Consider the following 22,198-nt stretch of genomic DNA (forward strand, 5'->3'; position numbering starts at 1 on the left):
GGCCTTTCCGTTTATATTATATGTCTAATGCGCTTGTGGCACTTGATTTTTTGCCAGATCAAAAACTCTGCCCAGATTGCCGGAATTGCTGCAGCTAACATGCATATCTTTTACTATTCCGGTACTGATATCAACGACCCATCCATGGATCTGAAGGTCAGTGCGCTCACTCCACGCGTTCTGTATTATGGTAGTTTTGCACAAGTTGAATACTTGCTCTATAACATTAAGCTCAACGAGGCGCTTTGCGCGCGCTTTATCGTCAGTAATCAGATCCAGCTCATGTGAGTGAAGCCGGTATACATCCTTAATGTGTCTTAACCAGTTGTCGATTAAGCCGAACTGCTTGTTACTCATGGCTGCTTCAACGCCTCCACATCCGTAATGTCCGGCTACAATAACATGTTTAACTTTCAATACGTTCACCGCGTAATCAAGCACGCTTAACATGTTCATATCAGAATGCACACATACGTTTGCGATATTGCGGTGGACAAATACTTCACCAGGTCTCGTATTAGTAACCTGGTTTGCAGGGACTCGGCTATCTGAACAGCCTATCCAAAGAACATCAGGTTTCTGACCTGATGCAAGCTTCTTGAAATACTCAGGATCCTGTTCAATTTCTCTTTGAACAAAAAGCTTATTTCCTTCTAGTAATTGCTCATATGTGCGGATCTGAGTATCCTGCAACTCTTTGACCGTAGGTGTTGAGATATTTTCTTTAGACATTTTCGTGTACTTTTTCAGGTTTGTAAATCATTTCTTTTAGCTGAGGGACATCATATCGGTGCTTGATATTTTCTAGCTTCACGATGATCGCCCTGGAGTAGGCGTTATGCTTGAAATTATGTATTACTTCGAGCACATCGGGGTCAATGTATTTTGAATTGGTTCCATCAATCACTACATCTGACTCTGGCGGGAGGTTGTTAAGGGTATATGAAATAGCCGCTTTGTTGAGGAATGATACCTCTTCAGACAACGTAATTCGGATAACCTCTTTGTCTCCCTTGCTACTGATGGTATAGAAGTACGGATTACGCATGTTATTGCGAAGAATATAGAAGACCCCGATTACCATGCCGATGGCAACACCTTTCAGCAAGTCTGTGAACACGACCGCTAAAATCGTTACGATGAACGGAATAAACTGGCCTTTGCCTTCACGCCACATCTTCTTGAACAGAGCAAATTTGGCAAGCTTCGCTCCAGTGAAGATTAGCACTGCTGCAAGACAGGATAAAGGAATACTGTTAATCAAGCCAGGAATTAGCAGCAGAGATGCTAATAGCCAGATACCGTGAAGCATACTGCTCGCTTTGGTTTTTCCACCCGAGTTAACGTTCGCTGATGAACGAACAATTACTGCTGTCAACGGCAATCCACCAATGAGTCCGCAAATCAGATTACCCGTTCCTTGCGCCACAAGCTCACGGTTTGTTGGCGAAACGCGTTTATAGGGGTCAATCTTATCTACTGCTTCTAAGCTAAGCAAGGATTCGAGGCTGGCTACAATAGCAATTGTAAATGCTACAGTCCAAACCGTTGGATTAGCTATCTGGCTAAAATCTGGTGTCATGAACAGCCCGGTAAATTCGCTAAAAGAGTTTACGACAGGTACCTGCACCAAATGAACGGTATCAATTTCGAAAGTGGTTCCTTTAAATACCATGTTCAGAACAATTCCGATAATAACCACAACGAGAGGGGCAGGAACTACATTAACCTTCTTGATTTTATTCCAATATATCAAGACAAGCAGTGACAGCACACTGATTACTACCGCCCCGGGCGTGATCATACTCAGGGCGTCTGAGATTGCCGAAAACGTGTTTGATCCGCCAGACTGAAAGGTCTCACTTCCCTCAAAATCAGCGTTATACCCTAGTGCGTAAGGGATCTGCTTCATGATTAAAATGATTCCAATTGCAGCTAGCATCCCCTCAATTACTGATGAAGGGAAGAAGTTCGCGATGGTACCGGCTTTCAGGAAGCCTAAAGCCACCTGCAAAACACCTGCAATTACCAACGCGAGCAAAAATATTTCATACCCCCCAAGCTGCGCGATGGAAGTGAAAACGATGACGGTCAGGCCGGCCGCCGGGCCGCTGACGCTTAATTGAGAGCCACTTATTGCGGCAACCACTATACCTCCGATGATTCCGGTTAATAAACCGGCGAATAATGGAGCTCCAGAAGCAAGAGCGATTCCCAGGCATAATGGTAATGCAACCAGGAAGACCACAAGACTTGCGGGGAGGTCCTTCTTTAAATTTTGAGCTGAGAAATATTTCCCAACGCCTTTTGATGCAGGCATAAATAATCTGCTATTAAGTAGAACAATCCTATTAATTAACTAATAAAGAATATCAGCGAGCTGATAACAAAGTAAAAAGAGGATTAAACGTTAGGAGGCGGCGTTGGTACGGAAGGATAAAACACGCGAATGTGCTTAGTATGGTCATCTATAAAAACACGCATCAGGACAAGGACCGGACTTATAGATCCTATCTTGAGCGTGTTGAGATTCAAGAATTCCTTCATTGCGGAATCTTTGACGTCTGATGATTTTGGATGCTCAATCTCCAATTGCATGATCACTGCGTTCATACTTTCAGAGTCAATATGAGCTATTACTAAAGGCGCTACAGAAATGACCATCTTGCTCATGAAGATGGATAAGAAAATAATGCTGAATACTTTTTTCGCAATAAATTTCTTCATTTTGTTTTGCGTTCTTAAACAAATCTAACAAAATAGACCCGCCGTTGTTAACAAAAACGGTAGTTTTAATAAAATTATTACAAAAAAACAGAATTAAATTCCCAACTCTATTTGAAATAAGGCTCCCCAATAGTTATCTCTATCCTGAACATTCATCTTTCCGTCTTCTGTATTATAGTTTAGGTTGAACTGTGCCTTAATTCGATGACTTCTAAGATATTTAGACAATCCGAGTTCAAGAACTTCGGTCTGTCGTTCATATCTAACCGTTTCATCCTCAGGCTGTAAAAGAGAATAACGAAACGCGGTTTCGAAGTTACTTCTAAAGATATAAGATATTTGATTATTTATCCCCCAGCCATTATACACGTATCTTACATCACCATCTTCACTGAACGTCAGGGGGTCATCCGAATCCCGGCTCATGTATTCAGATTGAAATGCCCAACCGTTGTATTTAAAAATCAGGTCAAGCATCGCAGTTCCCATATCTCTGGCTGCGTAAAGGTCTTTACCTAGCTGTCCGCCTGTTCGGTTTGTACGCACATTATAGCTATAACCGGCTCCTATTGCCAACTTAGGGGTTTCCTCTCTTTCGAGATCTCCTTCAGAATAGTCACCTTCATTTTTAAACAATCCCAATGGCAGTATTTCAGCCCTTCCGGTATATGCAAGGCCGTTGTCGGAATCATTGACACTTCGACCTTCACCAGTTGATATCGCACCTTTTAAACGGTAAGGAACTGAGCCTATTTTATTATTATAATAAGCCTTTAAACCGAAGTCTCGATCGACTGTGAAAGCCCCGTTTACTATAGATCGCTCGGCGAACTGCAGCTGTCCCGATGAATTAACCCTCTGGCGGTTTCCCGGAAGCTTATTCTGGCCGAAAGCAACATAAAAGTTATCGGTAAAGTGGTAAAAAACAACGGCGTCACGCACAATGTTAGCGATTCCTGTATTGTCAAAATCCTGATCACTGCGGGTAAAGGCAAGCTGGATGCTATAGCCAAGCTTTGGGCTGAGTACATAACCGTCTGCTCTTAGTCGCAGACGTCTTACCCGAGCGTCGAATTCCGATATTCCGAAGTCATCTCCTCCATTAGTATACGCCCCTATCCGGTTTTGCATTCTGAAGCGGAAATTCGCATAAAAAGAAGAATCTTTTGTGGCGACCTCGAGCCCTTTCATCTTGAAGATCATCGCACGTTCATCAATTTCTCCCTGAGCAAAGGCAAAGCTGAACGAAAGGAGCGATATTAGTAAAATGAAGGGATATTTTAATTCTGACATGGGTGATCATTGTTGTCCTGCGAAAATATTAAGATTAATTTATTAATAAGCTTCCCGATGCTTTTTTTACACAACTTGTGCATCAGGCGCAAATCAGACTTGTGTGACAGAAGGGGCAAGAAAATTGTTTAATTTCGTGTTTCAATAACTATTTGATGGCCAAGAACGCAGGAAAAGCATATGATATCAATTTGTTGAAGCGGATTTATACTTATATAAAACCCTACAAAAAGCAATTCATATGGTGTGTCGTTCTGACTGTATCACTTGCAATACTTGCACCCCTAAGACCCTTTCTTATCCAATACGCACTTGACGAGTATGTATTTGAAAATGATGCTCCAGGACTAGGCTTCATGACGATCTTGCTACTTCTCTTACTGCTGCTTCAAACGATTGTTCAGTATTTTCATACGTTTCTCACCAACGCCCTGGGGCAATCCACCATCAGGGATCTGCGGATTAACGTGTTTAATCACATCACCAAGCTAAAACTTCGGTTCTTCGACCGGACTCCCATCGGGCAGCTGATTACAAGAACAGTCTCCGATCTGGAAACAATAGCCGACATATTCTCAGAAGGTCTGATTGTCATTATTGGCGACATACTTCAACTGGTAGCCATCCTCGGCGTAATGCTATGGATTGACTGGCGACTGACACTCGTCGTGCTAATCCCGATGCCATTGCTTATGCTTGCTACATATATTTTTAAAGAGGCTATCAAGTCAGCCTTTCAGGAAGTAAGAACACAGGTAAGCCATTTAAATACGTTCCTTCAGGAACACATATCCGGCATGAGTATCATACAGTACTTCGCGAGGGAACGACAGGAACTACACAAGTTTAAAAAAATTAATGCGAAGCACCGCGATGCACATATCCGTTCAAACTGGTACTATTCTATATTCTTTCCAGTTGTTGAAATCATATCTTCTCTTTCCCTGGGGCTATTGGTATGGTACGGCTCCAAGTCTATTCTCGAGCATAATCTCTCCCCCGGGGTAATCGTTTCGTTCATTATGTTCATAAACCTGATGTACCGCCCTATCAGGGAACTGGCCGACAAATTCAACACCCTTCAGATGGGAATGGTAGGCGCAGAAAGAGTATTCTCATTACTTGACAGCACGGAATACGAGGAGGACACGGGGACACTTAAAAAAGGGATTACCAATGGAGCCATTACCTTTAAAGACGTCTGGTTCTCCTATACTGAGGAAAAGTGGGTTTTGAAAAACATCAACTTTGAGATCAGGCCAGGACAGACACTGGCAATCGTAGGTGCTACCGGCGCCGGAAAATCGTCTATTATCAACATCCTCAATCGATTTTACACTATCAGTAAAGGCTCAATTAAAATAGACGATCAAGACATAAAGGAATACACCATTCCTTATCTTCGTTCTCAAATCGCAACCGTAATCCAGGACGTATTTCTCTTTTCTGATACTATTGAAAAAAACATCACACTGGGTAATCCGGATATTCCGAAATCACGAGTTATTGAGGCAGCTAAAGAAGCGGGAGCTCACGACTTCATAGAGAGACTACCCGGCGGATACGATTACAATGTAATGGAACGAGGAGCTACTTTATCTGCGGGACAGGCACAGCTGATTTCGTTTATCAGGGCATTGATATATAACCCAAAGATCCTGGTCCTCGATGAAGCGACATCCTCCGTTGATACAGAAACGGAGCTACTGATTCAATCTACACTCGAAAAGCTTATGAAAGGAAGAACCTCTATTGTAATTGCCCATAGATTATCGACAGTTCAAAAGGCAGATAAGATCATCGTACTCGACCAGGGTGAAATCCGCGAGATCGGATCTCATCAGGAACTGCTGCAACTTAATGGACTTTACAAAAGACTGTTTGATCTTCAGTTTAATTCTCTGGGAATCGAAAAAACTACTGTATCCTGACAAAAAGGTTTGGCTTTTAGGCCTATTGTCTTAGTTTTGCATATCTTAAAATCCGACCAATGAGTGTATTAGTTAATAAGAATTCAAAAGTTATCGTTCAGGGCTTCACCGGCAACGAAGGTACGTATCATGCAAGTCAAATGATTGAGTACGGAACCCAGGTTGTAGGTGGTGTTACTCCCGGAAAAGGAGGACAAACACACCTTGACCGACCGGTATTCAACACTGTAAAAGAGGCTGTTGATCAGGCTGGAGCAGATGTATCGATTATTTTCGTACCTCCTGCTTTCGCTGCTGACGCTATCCTTGAAGCAGCAGAAGCTGGAATTAAAGTTATCGTGTGTATCACAGAAGGTATCCCTACCAAAGATATGATCCTTGTAAAAGAATATATTGAAGGTAAAGATTGCCGTCTTATAGGCCCTAACTGTCCTGGTATCATTACGGCCGACGAAGCTAAAATTGGCATTATGCCAGGCTTTATATTCAAGAAAGGCTCTATCGGTGTTGTTTCTAAATCCGGAACGCTAACATACGAAGCCGTTGATCAGGTTGTTAAAGCAGGTCTTGGCATTACAACAGCGATCGGTATAGGTGGTGACCCAATTATCGGAACTCCTACGGTTGAGGCTGTAAAGCTTCTTATGGAAGATCCTGAGACTAAAGGTATCATTATGATCGGTGAGATTGGCGGTGGCATGGAAGCAGAAGCCGCGAGATGGATCAAGGAAAACGGCACTAAGCCTGTTGTTGGATTCATCGCCGGGCAAACTGCTCCTGCAGGACGTCGTATGGGCCATGCCGGTGCGATCGTTGGTGGTGATGATGATACCGCAGCTGCAAAAATGCGTATCATGACAGAGTGTGGTATTCGTGTAGTCGAGTCACCTGCTGAAATTGGTGCTGCAATGGCAGAAGAACTTGCTAAATTAGGGTAATTCCATACCCTACTCAAACTCCCCTTATAAAAAGAAAGTCCCGCTTGGATCATCCAAAGCGGGACTTTCTTTTTACTACCGGCAACTCAGCCAGCGAGCATGGAAATACATAAAAAAACCTGCTCGGCATAGCCGGCAGGTTTCCAAATATTGAACTCTCTATTAAACCTTGTTCATGCGAATCAGGTTTAAAGCTGCACCAGCCTTGAACCACTCGATCTGCTGCTCATTATAAGTATGGTTCACGGCAAATGACTCCGTTTTACCATCATCATGATGAAGAACAACCTTAAGCTGCTTTCCTGGAGCGAAAGAAGTTAAGCCTTCAATATCGATCACGTCATTCTCCTGAATTTTATTATAATCTGCAGGGTCAGCAAACGTAATGCCCAGCATACCCTGTTTCTTTAAGTTAGTTTCATGGATACGAGCAAAAGACTTAACCAGAATCACACGAACACCCAGGTGACGAGGTTCCATGGCGGCATGCTCACGTGAAGATCCTTCACCGTAGTTCTCATCTCCAACAACAATAGTACCGATGTTTGCTGCTTTATAAGCTCTCTGCGTAGCAGGAACCGGACCATACTCGCCGGTCAACTGGTTCTTAACCGAGTCAGTCTGCTCGGTAAAGTAGTTTACAGCACCGATAAGCATGTTATTCGAAATATTGTCAATATGCCCTCTGAACTTCAGCCATGGACCAGCCATAGAAATATGATCAGTAGTACATTTACCTTTTGCTTTGATCAGGAGGCGAAGACCTTTAAGATCTGTTCCTTCCCAAGCCGGGAACGGAGCCAGCAGCTGTAGTCTGCTTGATGCCTCGTCAACGATAACGCTAACCGCGCTACCATCTTCTGCCGGAGCCTGGTAACCAGCGTCTTCTACTGCATAACCTTTGATAGGCATTTCCAGTCCCTGTGGCTCATCCAAGCGTACAGACTCTCCCTTTTGGTTAACAAGAGTATCAGTAAGCGGGTTGAAAGTCAAATCGCCAGCGATAGCTAATGCTGTCACAATCTCTGGAGACGCCACGAAAGCATGAGTGTTCGGGTTACCGTCATTACGCTTAGCGAAGTTCCTGTTGAAGGAGGTAATAATAGAGTTTCTGCGGGCAGGATCGTCTGTGTGACGAGCCCACTGACCGATACATGGGCCACAAGCATTCGCTAATACAACACCGCCAATTTTCTCGAAAGTATCCAGGTAGCCGTCGCGTTCAACCGTATATCTTACCAGCTCAGACCCCGGAGTAACAGTATATTCAGCCTTAGTCAAAAGATCTTTATCAACCGCCTGTTGCGCAAGAGACGCCGCTCTTGTAATATCTTCGTAAGAAGAATTTGTACAAGAACCTATTAAACCAACTTCCAGTTTTGCAGGCCAGTTATGTTCTTTAACAGCAGCCGCAAACTTAGAGATAGGCCATGCCAGGTCCGGAGTAAAAGGGCCGTTAATATGTGGCTCAAGCTCAGAGAGATTAATTTCAATTACCTGATCAAAATACTGCTCAGGATTAGCGTAAACCTCATCATCACCGGTTAGGTGAGCCTTTACCTGGTTAGCCAGATCGGCAATATCACTTCTTGAAGTACCACGCAGGTAATCTTCAGCTTTCTCATCGTATCCGAAAATAGATGTAGTAGCGCCGATTTCAGCACCCATGTTACAGATAGTCGCTTTACCTGTTGCAGATAATGACCGTGCGCCTTCTCCAAAGTATTCTACGATACATCCGGTTCCACCCTTAACGGTAAGAACACCGGCAACTTTCAGAATAACGTCTTTAGCTGCCGTCCAGCCAGACATTTTTCCGGTTAACTTAACACCGATCAGCTTAGGAAACTTCAACTCCCATGCAAAACCAGCCATCACGTCGCAAGCGTCAGCACCACCAACACCAATAGCAATCATACCCAAACCACCTGCATTAGGTGTATGCGAGTCAGTACCGATCATCATTCCACCAGGAAAAGCATAATTCTCCAGAACTACCTGGTGAATAATACCAGCTCCCGGCTTCCAGAAACCAAGTCCATATTTATTACAAACAGAAGAAAGGAAATCATAAACTTCCTTGTTCGCGTTGTTGGCAATTGCCAGATCCTCGCTAGCACCAACCTTCGCCTGGATCAGGTGATCACAATGCACAGTTGAAGGTACTGCAACCTGAGGCCTGCCTGCCTGCATGAATTGTAAAAGAGCCATCTGCGCAGTCGCATCCTGCATCGCTACGCGGTCAGGTGCAAAGTCAACATAAGATGTCCCCCGGGTATATACTTCCTCCGGATTACCGTTCCACAAATGAGAATAAAGGATTTTTTCAGTTAGGGTAAGGGGTTTTCCAACAACTTTCTTGGCAGCTTCAATACGGCTTTCCAAATTGCTGTAAACCTTCTGGATCATTTCTATATCAAATGCCATTATGATTTTTGTATTAAGGGGTTTACATATAAAGAACTTAACCTACTTAGGTTAAATTCATGCGAATTTACAAAAAATGAATGAGAGCCTGACCTGTATCATATTACAATTATTATTTGGAAAAGTTCTAATTAAGGTTACAACAGGTATTTACATCCTCTCGGAAGGGTAGTGTCACAACTTCTCAAAAACATATCCTTTGTCTTTCCAATATTCCAGGGCCTTGGGTAACACATACTCCAGGCGGTCAAAGGCTTTTAAACTATCATGAAAAACGATTATTGCACCGGGACGTGTATATCTGATAACATTCTGAAGGCACTTTTCCGGACTCAGCTTTTGATCAAAGTCACCCGATAGCACATCCCACATAATAATCTCCATGGCAGGAAAAGCCTCTCTCACCCGGCTGATCTGTGATTTCTTTATCCTGCCGTGAGGCGGGCGCAAGAGATTCGATTGAACCAGCGAATGACACTTTTTTATGTTGTCCAGATAGACCTCATCATCCGTATCCCATCCCCTTAAATGATTAAACGTATGATTGCCGATACTATGTCCTTCTTGCCTTAACCGCTGAAAAACCTCAGGATGTTTTCTTATATTATCCCCGATACAAAAGAAAGTAGCGGAAGCCTGGTAGATTTTCAATGTATTAATAACGAAATCTGTAACAATCGGGATAGGACCATCGTCAAAGGTGATATAAATCTTATTTGAATCGTTTAATTTCCTCCACAAGAGAGAAGGATAGATAAGTCGCAGCCAGAAAGGAGTTTTAACGAGATACATATTATAGAGAATGTGCAATACTACAAATTATTAGCCTGAAATGACTCTCAGAAGATCCATCTATAGAACGGGCATCGCTGCATTTGCAACAGCCTTTTGTACGCTTTTATCAGGCTCCGCTTTTGCGCAGGAAAGCATAACGCTTGAACAGGCAGTAGCTTTGACCTTGCAAAACAACCTGCAAATTAAGCAGGCGCAGTTGAGTGAAGCGCTTTCGGAAGAAAATCTCAAAGAATCGAAACTCTTCTTCTACCCTACCCTTAATGCAGGAGGAAACCTAAACTTCAATTTCGGTCGAAACGTTGACCCCTTAACCTATGAGTTTGTAAATCAGCAAACCACTTCCTCGAATGGAAACCTCAGCACCTCCCTTCCTATCTTCCAGGGATTCAGACTCTGGCATCAGGTGTCGCAGTACAAATATCAGCTGGAAGCGGATAAAAGCAATACCCGGAAGATCCAGAATGATTTATCGCTTACTGTTGTAACTACATACCTGCAGGTGCTCAGCAATGAAGACCTGCTGCTCGCGTCACAGCAACAGCTTCAGCTTGCTAAACTTCAACTTGACAGGGAACAAAAACAATTTGATGTGGGCAGCAAGACACTTGCTGATCTCTCCCAGGCAAAAGCGCAATATGCTACCGCAGAACTGAATATCACCAACTCATTAAATCAACTGGAGATCAGCAAACTGAATCTGGCACAGCTCATGGAACGCGACCCCGCAGCAGAATTCAAAGTTGTTCAGCCGGTAATTAATGAAATCGGCGAGATCAATACCAAATATGCCGCGGCAGACATATATGCTAAGGCAGCAGAAAATTACCCGGATGTCAGGCTTGCACAAAACAGAACCCTGGCAGCACTAAAGGCAGTAGACGTCGCCAAATCGTCTCTATATCCGCGCCTTTCTTTCAGCGGAAGTATCGGATCTGGCTATTCCAACAACAGACAACGTCTGCTTAGTCGTGAATTAACTGGCCAAAACACGGTCATTGGCTTCCTGGAAGGAACAAATCAGCGTGTATTAACACCAGAATATGCCAGTACCTTTGAGAAAACAAGCTTTAAAGACCAGCTCGACGAGAACTTTAATCAAGCGGTAGGCCTTACGCTCAGCATTCCGATATTCAATAGTTACTCCGCACGCATCGGAGTCAGACGCGCCAAGATTACCTATCAGAACGCAAAGGTTACCGAGCAGCTGGCACGCAATAATTTCAATAAAGTGATCTATCAGGCCGTGACCGACCTTAGGGCTGCACAGAGCCGTTTCATGTCTGCATCAACTGCCTTCGAGTCTTCGAAGACAGCATTTGACGCCATCAGCAAACGATATGACGTAGGTCTTGTTAATTCATTAGACTTCAACCAGGCGCAAACGGATCTGAACCAAAAGCAGTTTGATGTTATCCAGGCCAGATATGACCTTATTTTCAGAAATAAAATTATCGACTTTTACCTCGGTAATCCGTTAACATTTTAATTTATAAAGCCACCAAATGGAACCCAAAAAAAGAAAAAAACGCACCGTCAGATACGTCCTTATCGGAGTTGTATGTATAGTTGTATTACTTGCTATTGCATTCAAAATGGGTTGGATAGGCTCAGGTGATAAAGTCTTGGTTGCTACTGAAAAGGCTGAAAAAAGAAGCATCATCGAAACCGTATCTGCAAGCGGAAAAATACAGGCAGAAATAGAGGTTAAGCTTAGCTCTGAAGTCTCAGGCGAAATAGTGAAGCTTGATGTAAAAGAAGGCGACGTTGTAAAGAAAGGTCAGCTTTTATGCAAGATCCGACCTGACATCCTTCAATCCGGTTATGACCGCGCAGTTGCCTCCCTCAATACCCAAAGAGCAGCTTTAGCCTCAGCACGTCAGCAATTAAAACAAGCAGAAGCGACTTTCAAAAATACAGAAGCCAGCTACAAGCGCAGCACGGAGTTGTTCAAGCAGAAAGTACTTTCGGCAGCCGAATACGACGCAGCTCAGGCCGAGTATCAGAGTGCAAGAGCGAACCTCGAGGCACTGCGCCAAAATATTATTGGCTCAGGTTACGGCGTACAACAATCACAGGCTCTCGTGAAAGAAGCTGCAGATAACCTCGACCGTACCACCATTTACGCACCTGTAGATGGTGTCGTATCCAAACTTTCCGTAGAACTGGGTGAGAGAGTTGTTGGTACTGCCCAGATGGCAGGAACGGAGATTATGCGTATCTCTAACCTCAATTCCATGGAAGTGAATGTCAATGTAAACGAAAACGACATCAACCGCGTTTCTGTGGGAGATCTTGCTGATATAGAGGTCGACGCTTTTCAGGAAAAGAAATTCCAGGGCAAGGTTACTGAAATCGCAAGCTCAGCCAATATCGTTGGCGAAAGCACCGATCAGGTAACGAACTTCAGCGTAAAGATCCGCATTCTGCCGGAGTCCTACGCTGCCTACATGAAAGACAGGGAGCAGGCTAAATCCCCTTTCCTTCCGGGCCTGTCGGCAACAGTCGACATTCAAACTGAAAAAGCCACCGGCATCTCTGTACCTATCCAATCAGTAACCACAAGGGAAGATATGAACGCAGATGCAAAGAACGCAGATTCAGAAAAGAAAGACGACAAAGACAAGCCCAAAGTAAAAGAATACGTTTTTACCTATGCTAAGGGTTTGGTCAGACAAATTCCTGTAACTACAGGTATCCAAAACGACACTTACATTATCATCAAGAGCGGACTTAAAGGCAACGAGGAGATTGTTTCCGCACCATTCAGTGCAATTTCTAAAACGCTTAAAGACAGCATCGCTGTTGAAAAAGTAAGCCGGGATAAACTGTTTGAGGGCGAACCTAAGAAGTAGCCATTCCTATCCGAACCACTTTCTGCTACGTATGCGCCTATTCGGTCATAACATCTTTTGTTAAAACCGAATGGGCGCAAGATTTGCTTTTTAATTCGTAAACTTGCGGTTTTCAGTTATGAATACGAGCACAAAAATAGCAGTTATTGGGGGAGGAAGCTGGGCTACAGCTAACATCAAGATGTTGACTGATAACAGAAAACCGAAGGAGATTTTCTGGTGGATGCGCGACGAAGAAAATATTGAGCATATAAAGAAATACAAGCACAACGGGAGCTATCTCAGTTCTATAGAGATCAAAGTCCCTGCAACAAACATCACCAGCAACCTGGTTGAGGTTATTGAAAAGTGCGACATGATCCTGCTCAATATTCCAGCGGCCTTTCTAAAGGAAGTGCTGTCGACTCTCAGCCCAGGCAGCTTCAAAGGAAAAAAGGTCATCTCTGCTATTAAGGGATTTGTACCTGAAGACAACATGATCATCGGCGAATTCATGAATAAGACTTTTGAGGTTCCGTTTCACGACATCGTTGTACTCAGCGGCCCTTGTCATGCAGAGGAGGTGGCTTTAGAAAAACTTTCCTATCTCACAATTGCTTCTCCCGATCAGACACTCGCTGCAGAATTCGCCAGCCTGGTCAATACCCGATATATCAAAACCAATGTATCAGATGATATCTACGGCACAGAATATGCCGCGGTACTCAAGAATATCTATGCTGTGGCAAGCGGCATCTGCCATGGCGTAGGCTATGGCGACAATTTCCAATCGGTACTCATATCCAATGCAATCCAGGAGATCAGCCGCTTCGTAAACACCGTTCACCCTATAGATCGTGACATCAAGGAATCAGCCTATCTGGGAGACCTTCTGGTAACCGCCTATTCCCAATTCAGCCGTAACCGAACGTTCGGAAATATGATCGGCAAAGGATACAACGTGCGCTCCGCCCAGTTGGAAATGAACATGGTCGCCGAAGGGTATTACGCTTCCAAGTCATTGCACCACATCAACAAACAGTACAAGGTGAACATGCCGATATGCAGGGCTGTTTATGCCATTCTCTATGAGAAACACTCCCCGTCCATTGAAATGAAACTTCTTGCAGATCAACTTTCCTGATTTTGGTCAAACTTTCCCCATGGCAATGCTGTTTAAATCTTTAAACCTATATAACCATGAAAAACGTGATCATCTGGAGTGTAATAGCAGGAGCCGCCTCCGCGGCGATAATTGCCCTTATTTACAAAAGAGACGAGGCCGATGAGCTGCTCCATTCAGCAAAAGGACTGGGCAATCGTCTCGTACAATACGGCAATAAATTAAAAGACCGGTTTCTCCACCATGTCAAAGGACCCAACGGAGAAGATGTCTATATAGATATGTACGATAGACAATTTTATGAAAACGCAGAAGGAAAAAGGGTTTATCTCGCAGATTAACCCCTGCTAACAAGAACTTTCAAAATAAGCCACAAAAAAAGGCGGCCACTGATCATCAATGGCCGCCTTTTTATATCTGCTTAGAATCGTTTCCGACGCTCGCGATCTCCACCTGAAGATCTGCCGCTTCCTCCACGATCATCTCTGCGCTTTCCTGAGAAATCACGGTAGCCACCGCTACGCTCACGGCTGCCACTGCTACGACGCTCGCGACTGCCGCCACCGCCTTCACGGCCGCCACCATCACGGTCACCCGCAAGTTCTATACGAACATCACGACCCTTGAAATCAACAGATTTAAAGTTCTGCTGAACGGTTTCAGCAACCGAATTTTCTACTTCAAAGAAAGTATAGACACCTTTAAGGTCGATCTTACCAATCGACTTTCCACTGATCTTGGCGTTATTACAGATGAACCCGAGCATGTCACCACGCGTAAAGTCATCTACAGATCCCAGGTTGATAAACAACCGGGTGTAGTCGCCACTCGAAGCACGTCCGGGTCTGCCAGAACGCTCACCCGAACGCTCGCTGAAGCGATCGTCCTGTAAAGGGGCATTCAAATCCGGAGCATTCTTGTAATAATCAAGGAAACGGTTGAACTCCAGAGAAGCAAAACGTTTGATCACTTCCTCCTTGCTTAACTCAGCGAAGTCATCCATAATTCTCGGAATATAAGACTCAATCTGCGCCTCGTTCACCTCCACATTATGCACACGGTGAATCAATGCAAAAAGCTGTTTCTCACAAACATCAAATCCGCTTGGAACCTCAATCTTCGTGAACTTCTTACCAATCACACGCTCAATCTGTCTAATCTTACCAACCTCTTTCGCGTTGATGATTGCGATAGAAACACCTGATTTACCCGCACGTGCTGTACGGCCACTTCTGTGTGTATAGTTCTCAATCTCATCAGGAAGAGAGTAGTTAATCACGTGAGTAACGTCATTCACGTCAATACCACGAGCCGCTACGTCTGTTGCTATCAGCAACTGAAGGCTTCTCTCACGGTAACGCTTCATTACCTTGTCACGCTGTTGCTGAGAAAGGTCACCATGTAAAGAATCGGCATTATATCCGTCTTTAATCAGGGCTTCTGCAATCTCCTGCGTTTCAATCTTGGTACGGCAAAATACGATACCGAAGATCTCAGGATTGAAATCCACAATCCGCTTAAAGGCAGCATATTTATCACGGGCACGTACAATGAAGTACTCATGATCAATATTAGCATTACCTGTATTTTGTTTACCCATGGTTAATTCATGCGGATCAGTCATGTATTTCTTAGCGATCCGACGAACCTCTGCAGGCATAGTTGCAGAGAACAACCAGGTTTTTTTGTCGTTAGGTGTGGTAGAAAGAATCACGTCGATATCTTCCTGGAATCCCATATTGAGCATCTCATCGGCTTCATCCAAAACAACGTAGCGAACCTGAGAAAAATCAATAGCCTTACGATTGATGATATCAAGCATACGGCCAGGGGTAGCGACAACAATCTGTACGCCGCGTTTAATCTGCCGAAGCTGATCAGTAATACTCGCGCCACCGTAAACGGCAACAACATTTACATTACTTAAATTTTTTGAATAATTCTTTATGTCATTGGTAATCTGTAGACATAACTCACGGGTCGGACACAAAATAAGCGCCTGTGGGTAATTCTTTTCAAAGTCTACTAATTCTAACAAGGGAAGGCCGAAGGCCGCAGTTTTCCCTGTGCCGGTTTGGGCTAATCCGACAAAATCGTTGCTGCCTGAAAGTAAAACCGGGATCGATTGTTCCTGGATTGGCGTGGGATTTTCAAATCCCAGATCAGTTATGGCATTAACAATATCATGACGGATACCCAGTGTACTAAATGGGTTCATGATAACAATAAAAAACCGACTGTATTGCCGGTATTCTACAAAGATAATAAAAAAAGTTAAAAAAAGTGGCTGCCGGCATCTAAATCGCGTATCAACGCAAGCGATCGGCAGATTTCAACAATCTAATATCACTACGTATTCCTCTTAAAGCCAATATAATAAATAAAATGGACAGTGGAATAAAGATGATACCGAGACCATAATTTTGAAACTGCAGCTGAACATCGCCCAGAGATGCGGTAGCTGTAGCAGCCAGCCAAAAACTATAGGCGAGAATCAATAAAATGGCAACATAGCCGGTCACTATCTGACGCTTCCTGTCCTTATACATAAACACCATCACCATAGGCACCAAGGCCAGTAATACCGTCACAATGGTGATCAGCGTAAAGTCTTCGGTTTTCACAATCTGTCCGCCAATATTTTCATAAATCCCTGTAACCTTAATTACTTTAGGAGTTCCCATAGCATTAAAGATCTGTAGGTAAGGGAATAAAAAAAGAAGGAGAATCATGGTGGTTGACAAGAGCAACCACAGGGTTTGGATACGTTGTAACATAATTTAATCGTGTCTGCTAAAATACATATTATGTTGAAAGGTAGACTCAGGGCAAGAACAAAAATAGTCTCGAATTAGTTTTCTATGATTATTTTTGAACCGATATGCGGTATTTTGCTGAACTCGCCTACGACGGCACCTCTTTCCACGGATGGCAGATCCAGCCCAACGCTTATACCGTTCAGGAAGCTCTGGACAAAGCACTTTCCACCATCCTGCGGCAGAAGATCGAAACACTCGGATGCGGCAGAACCGACACCGGCGTACACGCCAATGAATTCTTCGCCCACTTCAATGCCGTATCAGAACCTCATCACCATGATCTACTCAGCAGGAAGTTTTTAAACAGCCTCAATTCACTCCTTCCCTATCAGGTTGCAGTCAAACGAATAATTGAGACCGGTCCGCAAGCCCATGCCCGCTTTGATGCCACACTCAGGTCATACGAATACCACATACACAGGCACAAAGACCCATTTAAATACAACCGCTCGTGGCTGCTGCAAGACAAACTTGATATCGAAAAGATGAATCAGGCTGCTCAGTATATGATGTCTTATACAGACTTCAGCGCCTTTAGCAAATCCAATACGCAAGTCTTTACCAACAACTGCAAAATCACACGGGCCCTCTGGATCGAAAGGGACGATCATCTTGTGTTTCACATTTCAGCTGATCGTTTCCTCAGAAACATGGTCAGAGCCATTGTCGGTACCCTTGTCCTGATCGGCAAAGGAATCACGCCCCCCGAAAGCATACACGATATCATTAAAAGCAAAAACCGTTCAAATGCCGGAAGTTCAGTCCCTGCATGTGGACTTTATCTTACCGAAGTCAAATACCCCTACATCACATGACCGTCCGGGAAATTCCGATCGAGCAAGTCCTGCCCGTCAGACGGGATGTAATGTACCCAGGCAAGAGCTTAACCGACGTCTCCCTCACCGATGATCCACGGGGAACACACCTTGGCCTGTTTGACAATGGACAGAAACTGGTCACCGTAGTTTCCCTGTTTATGAACGATAACGAACTACAGTTCCGCAAATTCGCAACACTTATTCAAGAGCAAGGGAAGGGGTATGGCAGCCAAATGCTTAAATATATCCTCGCCTACAGCAAAGCGCATCACGTCGAGCGCATCTGGTGTAACGCCCGCAAAGATGCTCTGCAACTTTATAAGCGTTTCGGCTTCGCAGAAACCGGTGAATGCTTCAGCCGTGACGGAATAGACTTTGTAATCGTAGAGTTGTTTTTATAGCAAAGCTTCTCAGTCAAATTTCAATTAGCTAATTTTGACCCTCATATAAACTTCGATTTATGGATAACGACAACAATAAAGAACATGTTCCGGTCGTGACCGAACAGTCACTTCAATTTTTAGAAACATATATCAACAATCCCTCACCTACTGGCTTTGAGTGGGAAGGACAACGACTTTGGTTAGATTATATCAAACCCTATGCTGATTCACATTTTGTGGACAACTATGGAACAGCGGTAGCAGTAATCAATCCGGAAGCCGAATTTAAGGTAGTGATTGAAGCACATTCAGACGAAATTTCCTGGTTTGTCAACTACATCAGCAAAGACGGTTTGATCTACGTAATCAGGAACGGCGGCTCTGACCACCAGATCGCGCCCTCCAAGCGCGTAAACATCCATACCGACAAAGGAACCGTTAAAGCGGTATTCGGATGGCCTGCCATTCATACCCGCAGCGGAGAGAAAGAAGAAGCGCCAACGTTAAAGAATATTTTTCTCGATTGCGGCTGTACGTCACAGGAAGAAGTCGAAGCACTCGGTATTCATGTCGGTTGCGTGATCACCTATGAAGATGAATTCATGGTGCTCAACAACCGCTATTACCTCGGCAGAGCTTTAGACAACCGGGTCGGAGGCTTCATGATTGCTGAAGTTGCGCGACTGCTTAAAGAAAACAACAAAACACTACCTTTCGGCCTTTATATCGTCAATGCGGTACAGGAGGAAGTTGGACTTCGCGGCGCCGAGATGATCGCTAACCGTATTAAACCCGATTTGGCTATCGTGACAGACGTAACGCACGACACCCAGACACCGATGATCAACAAGGTCACTCAGGGAGATCTTTCTTGCGGAAAAGGCCCGGTATTATCTTACGCTCCTTCTGTTCAGATCAATTTCAACAAGCTTTTGGTAAAGACCGCAGAAGATAATGCGATTCCCTTCCAAAGACAAGCGTCATCCCGTTGGACCGGAACAGACACCGATGCTTTCGCCTATTCAAACAATGGCGTGGTATCAGCACTGATTTCCCTGCCCTTGCGCTACATGCACACCACCGTTGAAATGGTTCACAAGGAAGATGTAGACAATGTGATCAGCTTAATTTACCACACATTGTTAAATATCGATCCGGAACATGATTTCCGTTCTGTAAAATAAACTAACAGCGGAGTCGTTATAATAACTCATAGGACACCAAAAAGGGCAGCAAATTCTTGATTTGCTGCCCTTTTACTATAAACGAAAATCCTAGTTAGCGTCCAACCTTGGTAACTTTAACTTCAAAGTCAAGCGGTGCAAACGCAGGAATGGATACCTGTCCAACTGAACTAGCCTGCGACCCTGCTAACCCATATGACAGAGATGAAGGCGCTATAAACCGTATAGATCCTCCCTCTTTGATAAGAGGAATAGCCTTTTGCCAGGAAGGGATGTAGTTCACAAGAATAGTAGACGCGCCCTCGTTCGTTTCAAATACGGTACCATTCAGCAATCTCCCGGTATAATTAAACGTCAGAGTAGAGTCGAGACCTATTATTTTAGATCCCGTGCCAGGCTCAGCGATCTTGTACCATATATTGTCTGCGGATTTGGTAAACCCGGATAGTGAGTTCTTACTCAAATAATTCTGTATTACCGCATCCTCATATTGCGCCAGCTTGGCTTTCTCCAAAACCTTTACCGTATAGTCCAAACTCGCATTTCCTGGAATAGGTCCACTTCCGTTTCTACCGTAGGCCTTACGCGACGGCACGAGCACACGAATCGTCCCCCCCTCCTTCTTCAGGTTGGCCATAATCGTTTCTCTCAAAACATTTGGAGTATAATAACCAAACCGACCCGCATAATGGTTGATGAATGTATCCTGAGACGTATACCTGCCATCTAAAGACTTCACCGTGTAAATTAATGGGAGCTGCTGAGTATAATCAAGATCGGGTCCTGTACCTTCACTCACAACAGAGTAGTAAGCACCTGTCGTGTCAAACTTCTGCATAGACAAGTTGTTTGCACTTATATATGCTTGTATGTTCGATTCGTCCTCTTCCGAGATAGAAGCATATTCTTTTGTACAAGCGCTAATTACAGCAACAAAAGCAAGAGCTATTAAAAAAGAATATCTATTAATCAATTTCATCAATTATAATTTATTGAGGGTTAATCACATCTAAAAGCTCAACATCAAAGTCAAGCACAGCATTTGCCGGAATAATACCCTGGCTCCTGTTCTGGTACGCAAGCGGTGAAGGTATCAGCAAGCGGATTTTTCCACCTTTCTGTATCAGCTGAATTCCTTCCTGCCAGCCGGGGATCACGTTTCCAAGAGGGAAATTAATACCTGTGGTACTCGAATCGAATACTTTACCATTAAGCAAGCGACCCTCATATTTCGCTTTAACTGTAGTATTAGCGGCATATTTTACGTTTCCTTCTCCAGGCTCTTCAATAACGTAATATACTCCGTTTGGGCTCCTTTGTGCATCAAGGTTTTTCTCCTTGATAAAATCCTTAATTAATTGCTCATCAATTACCATCTGCTTCTCCCAATCATAGTGCTCTACTTTACTACACGAAGAGCCAATCACAGCAAAGAACAACGCAACAAATACTAGTCTTCTCATATCTTAAAAATTGGCCGCTCCACGCGACCTTGCAATCACAAATTTATCTTTTTAAAGTTCAAATTTCATTATTTCTACTGAAATAGGAATTTTATTCATTTTTTCTCCCCCTGTGGTGTAACTACTTGGGGCCTTCCTTCGTCTCTAACTGACAACATTAATACGTTAGTTAATTAAAAACTGATACTTTTGCCCCCAAATAATTATTCTGTTGGCTCAAAACAATAAAGCGGCAGATTTGTAGTTTATCAAATCATTTTAATGAGTTTATGAAAAATTTTCTATTATCATTTTTAATCGGTGGGTTCTTACTAGTTGCCGGAAACACAGCACAGGCGCAGTACAAGCACGCCCTTGGTGTACGTGTAGGTAATGCCTACGGCATAACGTATAAAACATTTATACAGCAGGACAGAGCCTTGGACTTCATCCTGAATTTCAAGGACAGAAATGACCACTCGTCATTCCGTCTTACAGGTCTATATGAAGTTCACAACCCGATCAACGATCTGCCAGGTCTTCAATGGTTCTATGGTGGTGGTGCAACCATCGGTAGCCAGACATACAAACCAACAGACCACAACGACTTCGTATTCAGTGTCGACGGAGTGCTTGGTTTGGATTTTAAATTCACCGATGCCCCAATCAATTTATCCCTTGACTGGAAACCGGCAATCGAGTTCACCCCCAATACAGAATTTGACCCAGAAGGATTCGGCCTATCAGTCAGGATAACATTCTAGCGATTAGATCCACAAAAAGAAAAGCGGCACCATTTGTTAAATGTGCCGCTTTTTTTATTTACCTCCGTCCTATCAAACGTCTTAGCAGGACATCTTCCCTACACGAACAGCATGCCTGCCCCCTTCAAAAGGTGTAGCAATAAACTTTTCCGTGATCGCCTTCGCTGCATCTGTAGACACAAACCTTGCCGGGATGCAAAGCACATTGGCATTATTATGCAAACGCGCAAGCTCAGCGATCTCCTCGGTCCAGCATATCGCCGCACGTATTCCCTGATGCTTATTTGCTGTAATCGCGACACCATTAGCACTACCGCATACCAGGATACCCAAAGTGAACTCGCCCGCTTCCACAGCCGAAGCTACCGGATGTGCAAAGTCAGGGTAATCAGCAGATTCTGCGCTGTAGGTACCAAAGTCTTTGACTTCGTAGGCCGACAAAAACGCTCTCAGAAGTTCTTTATACTCAAAACCGGCATGGTCAGAGCCTATCGCTATACTTATCTTATCACTCATGATGTATAATTAATATCGTAAACCAATATCTTTTGTTCTCTTCTTATCTACACGCGCCGAAATCACGATACTTACTTCGTACAGCAGGAATAGCGGTAAACTTACCGTTATCATCGTCAGAATATCGGGAGTAGGAGTAACGATTGCCGCTATGATCAGGATGATGACCACAGCATAACGTCTCGTGGAACGCATAAACGCGGGGGT

At 43.9% G+C, this 22,198-nt stretch carries 22 protein-coding genes; 10 read left to right on the plus strand and 12 right to left on the minus strand.

Translation table 11 applies throughout. From position 1 onward, the window contains the following. Positions 1-24: 24 nt before the first annotated feature. From ACKI5J_RS10735 to ACKI5J_RS10750, 4 genes are all read right to left on the minus strand, one after another. Positions 25-732 (minus strand): carbonic anhydrase, encoded by a 708-nt coding sequence (locus ACKI5J_RS10735; protein WP_407429330.1) that lies wholly within the window; start codon positions 730-732, stop codon positions 25-27. Beyond that, on the minus strand, positions 725-2,320 hold the full coding sequence (locus tag ACKI5J_RS10740; protein WP_407429332.1) for a SulP family inorganic anion transporter: 1,596 nt from the start codon (positions 2,318-2,320) through the stop codon (positions 725-727). Before ACKI5J_RS10740 ends, ACKI5J_RS10735 begins: the two co-directional genes overlap by 8 nt. A gap of 83 nt (positions 2,321-2,403) precedes the next feature. Further along, complete coding sequence (locus ACKI5J_RS10745; RefSeq protein WP_407429334.1) at positions 2,404-2,727, minus strand: hypothetical protein; 324 nt, start codon at positions 2,725-2,727, stop codon at positions 2,404-2,406. A gap of 93 nt (positions 2,728-2,820) precedes the next feature. Next, positions 2,821-4,020, minus strand: coding sequence for a porin (locus ACKI5J_RS10750; protein ID WP_407429336.1), 1,200 nt, complete (start codon positions 4,018-4,020; stop codon positions 2,821-2,823). Between the two features lie 155 nt (positions 4,021-4,175). On the opposite strand from ACKI5J_RS10750, the gene ACKI5J_RS10755 reads away from it, so the two are divergent. Both ACKI5J_RS10755 and sucD read left to right on the plus strand, forming a co-directional pair. Then, positions 4,176-5,951 carry an ABC transporter ATP-binding protein gene (locus tag ACKI5J_RS10755; RefSeq protein ID WP_407429338.1) on the plus strand — a complete coding sequence of 592 codons (1,776 nt, stop codon included), beginning with the start codon at positions 4,176-4,178 and terminating at the stop codon, positions 5,949-5,951. Positions 5,952-6,010: 59 nt separating this feature from the next. Continuing rightward, positions 6,011-6,889, plus strand: coding sequence for a succinate--CoA ligase subunit alpha (sucD, locus tag ACKI5J_RS10760; RefSeq protein WP_106291611.1), 879 nt, complete (start codon positions 6,011-6,013; stop codon positions 6,887-6,889). A gap of 162 nt (positions 6,890-7,051) precedes the next feature. Here sucD and ACKI5J_RS10765 read toward each other — a convergent pair whose 3' ends face one another. Both ACKI5J_RS10765 and ACKI5J_RS10770 read right to left on the minus strand, forming a co-directional pair. Beyond that, positions 7,052-9,316: an aconitate hydratase gene (locus ACKI5J_RS10765; RefSeq protein ID WP_407429340.1), complete on the minus strand. Its 2,265-nt coding sequence runs from the start codon at positions 9,314-9,316 to the stop codon at positions 7,052-7,054. A 174-nt stretch (positions 9,317-9,490) separates the two neighbouring features. Further along, positions 9,491-10,108, minus strand: a complete 618-nt coding sequence (locus ACKI5J_RS10770; RefSeq protein WP_407429342.1) for a polysaccharide deacetylase family protein — start codon at positions 10,106-10,108, stop codon at positions 9,491-9,493. Between the two features lie 40 nt (positions 10,109-10,148). Here ACKI5J_RS10770 and ACKI5J_RS10775 point away from each other — a divergent pair, with 40 nt between their 5' ends. From ACKI5J_RS10775 to ACKI5J_RS10790, 4 genes are all read left to right on the plus strand, one after another. Next, entirely contained in the window at positions 10,149-11,597 is a 1,449-nt protein-coding gene (locus tag ACKI5J_RS10775) for a TolC family protein (protein WP_407429344.1), read from the plus strand. A 16-nt stretch (positions 11,598-11,613) separates the two neighbouring features. After that, positions 11,614-12,963 carry an efflux RND transporter periplasmic adaptor subunit gene (locus tag ACKI5J_RS10780; RefSeq protein WP_407429346.1) on the plus strand — a complete coding sequence of 450 codons (1,350 nt, stop codon included), beginning with the start codon at positions 11,614-11,616 and terminating at the stop codon, positions 12,961-12,963. A gap of 118 nt (positions 12,964-13,081) precedes the next feature. After that, positions 13,082-14,086, plus strand: coding sequence for an NAD(P)H-dependent glycerol-3-phosphate dehydrogenase (locus tag ACKI5J_RS10785; protein ID WP_407429348.1), 1,005 nt, complete (start codon positions 13,082-13,084; stop codon positions 14,084-14,086). Between the two features lie 56 nt (positions 14,087-14,142). Next, positions 14,143-14,406 carry a hypothetical protein gene (locus tag ACKI5J_RS10790; protein ID WP_407429350.1) on the plus strand — a complete coding sequence of 88 codons (264 nt, stop codon included), beginning with the start codon at positions 14,143-14,145 and terminating at the stop codon, positions 14,404-14,406. A gap of 80 nt (positions 14,407-14,486) precedes the next feature. Here the strand turns inward: ACKI5J_RS10790 and ACKI5J_RS10795 are convergent, their stop codons facing one another. Together ACKI5J_RS10795 and ACKI5J_RS10800 are read right to left on the minus strand one after the other, a co-directional pair. Then, positions 14,487-16,283, minus strand: a complete 1,797-nt coding sequence (locus ACKI5J_RS10795; protein WP_407429352.1) for a DEAD/DEAH box helicase — start codon at positions 16,281-16,283, stop codon at positions 14,487-14,489. 91 nt (positions 16,284-16,374) lie between these two features. Then, the gene (locus ACKI5J_RS10800; RefSeq protein ID WP_407429354.1) at positions 16,375-16,842 is read right to left on the minus strand and encodes a DUF4293 domain-containing protein; all 468 of its coding nucleotides are present in this window, start codon (positions 16,840-16,842) and stop codon (positions 16,375-16,377) included. A gap of 104 nt (positions 16,843-16,946) precedes the next feature. Here ACKI5J_RS10800 and truA point away from each other — a divergent pair, with 104 nt between their 5' ends. Genes truA through ACKI5J_RS10815 form a run of 3 tightly spaced genes read left to right on the plus strand, consistent with a single transcriptional unit; the run spans position 16,947 to position 19,269 of the window. Beyond that, positions 16,947-17,699, plus strand: a complete 753-nt coding sequence (gene truA / locus ACKI5J_RS10805; protein WP_407429356.1) for a tRNA pseudouridine(38-40) synthase TruA — start codon at positions 16,947-16,949, stop codon at positions 17,697-17,699. Further along, complete coding sequence (locus tag ACKI5J_RS10810; RefSeq protein ID WP_407429358.1) at positions 17,696-18,103, plus strand: GNAT family N-acetyltransferase; 408 nt, start codon at positions 17,696-17,698, stop codon at positions 18,101-18,103. Before truA ends, ACKI5J_RS10810 begins: the two co-directional genes overlap by 4 nt. Before the next feature lie 59 nt (positions 18,104-18,162). Further along, positions 18,163-19,269 carry a M42 family metallopeptidase gene (locus ACKI5J_RS10815; RefSeq protein WP_407429360.1) on the plus strand — a complete coding sequence of 369 codons (1,107 nt, stop codon included), beginning with the start codon at positions 18,163-18,165 and terminating at the stop codon, positions 19,267-19,269. Positions 19,270-19,363: 94 nt separating this feature from the next. Here ACKI5J_RS10815 and ACKI5J_RS10820 read toward each other — a convergent pair whose 3' ends face one another. Further along, entirely contained in the window at positions 19,364-20,248 is an 885-nt protein-coding gene (locus tag ACKI5J_RS10820; RefSeq protein ID WP_407429362.1) for an FKBP-type peptidyl-prolyl cis-trans isomerase, read from the minus strand. Positions 20,249-20,258: 10 nt separating this feature from the next. Then, entirely contained in the window at positions 20,259-20,732 is a 474-nt protein-coding gene (locus ACKI5J_RS10825) for an FKBP-type peptidyl-prolyl cis-trans isomerase (protein ID WP_407429364.1), read from the minus strand. A 269-nt stretch (positions 20,733-21,001) separates the two neighbouring features. Between ACKI5J_RS10825 and ACKI5J_RS10830 the strand changes: the two genes are divergently transcribed. After that, positions 21,002-21,475, plus strand: a complete 474-nt coding sequence (locus ACKI5J_RS10830) for a hypothetical protein (protein WP_407429366.1) — start codon at positions 21,002-21,004, stop codon at positions 21,473-21,475. An 81-nt stretch (positions 21,476-21,556) separates the two neighbouring features. On the opposite strand, the gene rpiB is transcribed toward ACKI5J_RS10830, so the two are convergent. Together rpiB and ACKI5J_RS10840 are read right to left on the minus strand one after the other, a co-directional pair. Continuing rightward, positions 21,557-21,991 (minus strand): ribose 5-phosphate isomerase B, encoded by a 435-nt coding sequence (gene rpiB / locus ACKI5J_RS10835; RefSeq protein WP_407429368.1) that lies wholly within the window; start codon positions 21,989-21,991, stop codon positions 21,557-21,559. A gap of 9 nt (positions 21,992-22,000) precedes the next feature. After that, the coding region (locus ACKI5J_RS10840) for a twin-arginine translocase subunit TatC (RefSeq protein ID WP_407429370.1) at positions 22,001-22,198 on the minus strand (198 nt) is incomplete at its 5' end.

Origin of the sequence: Arcticibacter sp. (genome assembly GCF_045629565.1) — a bacterium.
In the GTDB taxonomy this organism is placed as follows: Bacteria; Bacteroidota; Bacteroidia; order Sphingobacteriales; family Sphingobacteriaceae; genus Arcticibacter.